This window comes from Variovorax sp. 20P10.2.4 (assembly GCF_058244205.1).
On sequence record NZ_JBZAYE010000974.1, the window covers coordinates 1 to 1,938 of the forward strand.

Below are 1,938 nucleotides of genomic sequence, written 5' to 3' on the forward strand. Positions count from 1 at the left end.
CGGTCGCGGCCGGAATCGCATCGACGGCCTGCCAGCGCGAGGCCCAGGCGCGCCAGGCCTCGCCGCGACGCGGATCGGCCACCAGCCAGCCCTGGAACTCGCGCTCCTCGCTGGCGCTCCAGCCCTCGCGCTGGCGGCGCACGAACCAGTCGAGCACCTCCTCTCGCAGGCGCGATGCGTCTTCCGGTGGTGGCGTCGAATTCATGTGGCGAGGGCGTCCCTGGAGATGGAGACGCACGAGCGGGCGCCAACCCTGTAGGACGCGGTCTCTCTTCGGTTCATCGTGGATCCCTTCATTTCCCGTCGCGCTCCAGGCAGTCCCAGCAGGCGGCCATCGCGATGCGCAGCTGCATCTCGACCGTGCGCACCGAGATGCCCATGCGCTCGGCGACCTCGGCATACGAGAGCCCGTCGAACTTGTAGAGCACGAAGGCCTCGCGGCAGCGCGGCGGCAAGCCGTCGATGGCGGCGATCATCGCGGCCAGGCCCTGGCTCGAGGCCAGGGCCGCGTCGGGCTCGAAGCTCGCGGGGCCCATGCAGTCGTCGGGCTCGCCCAGGCCGTCCTCGGTATCGGCGTCCGCCAGCCCGGCGCGCACGCTGCTGCGCCGGTGATGGTCGGTGACGAGGTTGCGCGCGACCCGGTAGAGCAGCGCCCGCGGATCGCGCACCACGCTGCCCGCGCGCTGCGCCTCGTAGACGCGCGCATAGCTCTCCTGCGCCAGGTCGGCCGCGGTGGCGCGGTCCGGCACCTTGCGGGACAGGAAGTTCAGCAGTTCGCGGTAATAGCGTTCGAACACGGGCGCGCCGGCACCGGCAAGGGTGGGTCGAAGTCCAGGAGGCAGGTTGGCTTCGACGCGGCGTGGCTGACCTGAGGCGGTTCAAGAAGACGGGAGCGCCGATTATGGCGGGCTTCGGATCCGCCCTCCCCGGGCCCGCGTCAGGCCTTGAACCCGTACAGCGCGGCCGGGTTGTCGACCAGGATGCGCCGGCGCGTGTCCTCGCTCGTGGCCCACGAGAACAGCAGGTCGTAGAGCGGCGCACTCTCGGGGCGCGGATCGCGTCCCGGGTGCGGCCAGTTGCTGGCCCACAGGCAGCGCTCGGGAAAGGTCTCCGCCAGCGTGCGCGCGAGCAGGCTCACGTCGTCGTAGCCGGGCGCGCCGCTCTTCGAGGTCTCGTAGGGCGCCGAGAGCTTGATCCAGACGCGGCCGGCATCGATCACGCGCAGCAGCGACTGGAACGAGGGATGGCTGGGCGCCACCGGCTCGAGGAACTTGCCGTTGTGGTCGAGAACCAGCCGGCACGGCAGCTTCCTGAGCACCTCCTCGTGCTCGGGCATGGTGCGGCCGTCGAGCTGCAGGTTGATCATCCAGTCGGCATCGGCCATGCGCGCGGCCATGCCCGGCAGCGACTCCCAGCCCAGCACGCCGCCGATCATCATGTAGCGCACGCCGCGCATGCCGCCCGCATGCAGGCGCGCGATCTCGGCGTCGGGCGCGTCGGGCGCCAAGAGCGCGATGCCGCGCGCCGCCTCGCCGAACTGCGCCAGCGCATCGAGGGTGCAGCGGTTGTCGAAGCCGTAGCCCGTGGGCTGCACCACCACCGCGCGCTCGATGCCCAGTGGCTGCTGCACCTGCTCGCGGTAGGCCGACACCGGCGAGTGCGGCGGCACCCAGGCGACGTTCGGGATCAGCGGGAAGCGGTCTTCGTAGATGTGGACATGGCAGTCGCAGGCGCCGGCATAGCGCGCGTTCCGGGTCGGTTCCATGGAGGCTCTCGGTGGATGGGGAAAGGGATCAGGCCGGCACGCCGAAGGCCTGGCGCCAGCGATGGGCTTCGGTGGCATTCACCGCGCCCTTTGGCACCCGGCCCTGGAAGATCTCGGCCAGCTGCGACACGGTTTCCATCGCCTGGTGCTCGACCGCGGGCGGCGTGAGGCCG

3 protein-coding genes and 1 pseudogene are annotated in these 1,938 nt (G+C 71.2%); all 4 read right to left on the minus strand.

Annotated features, from left to right (window positions below; translation table 11 throughout):
• The coding region (locus tag AC27VN_RS40095; RefSeq protein ID WP_490880303.1) for a FecR/PupR family sigma factor regulator at positions 1-205 on the minus strand (205 nt) is incomplete at its 3' end.
• Positions 206-293: 88 nt separating this feature from the next.
• Positions 294-797, minus strand: a complete 504-nt coding sequence (locus tag AC27VN_RS40100; RefSeq protein WP_490880304.1) for an RNA polymerase sigma factor — start codon at positions 795-797, stop codon at positions 294-296.
• 140 nt (positions 798-937) lie between these two features.
• Positions 938-1,765 carry an amidohydrolase family protein gene (locus AC27VN_RS40105; RefSeq protein WP_490880305.1) on the minus strand — a complete coding sequence of 276 codons (828 nt, stop codon included), beginning with the start codon at positions 1,763-1,765 and terminating at the stop codon, positions 938-940.
• A 28-nt stretch (positions 1,766-1,793) separates the two neighbouring features.
• Positions 1,794-1,938 (minus strand): annotated as a pseudogene (locus AC27VN_RS40110) (hydroxyacid dehydrogenase); the annotation flags it as partial.

Coding starts and splice junctions, on each gene's coding strand:
- AC27VN_RS40105 (WP_490880305.1), bottom strand. CDS start 1,765: ATGGAACCGACCCGGAACGCGCGCTATGCCGGCGCCTGCGACTGCCAT.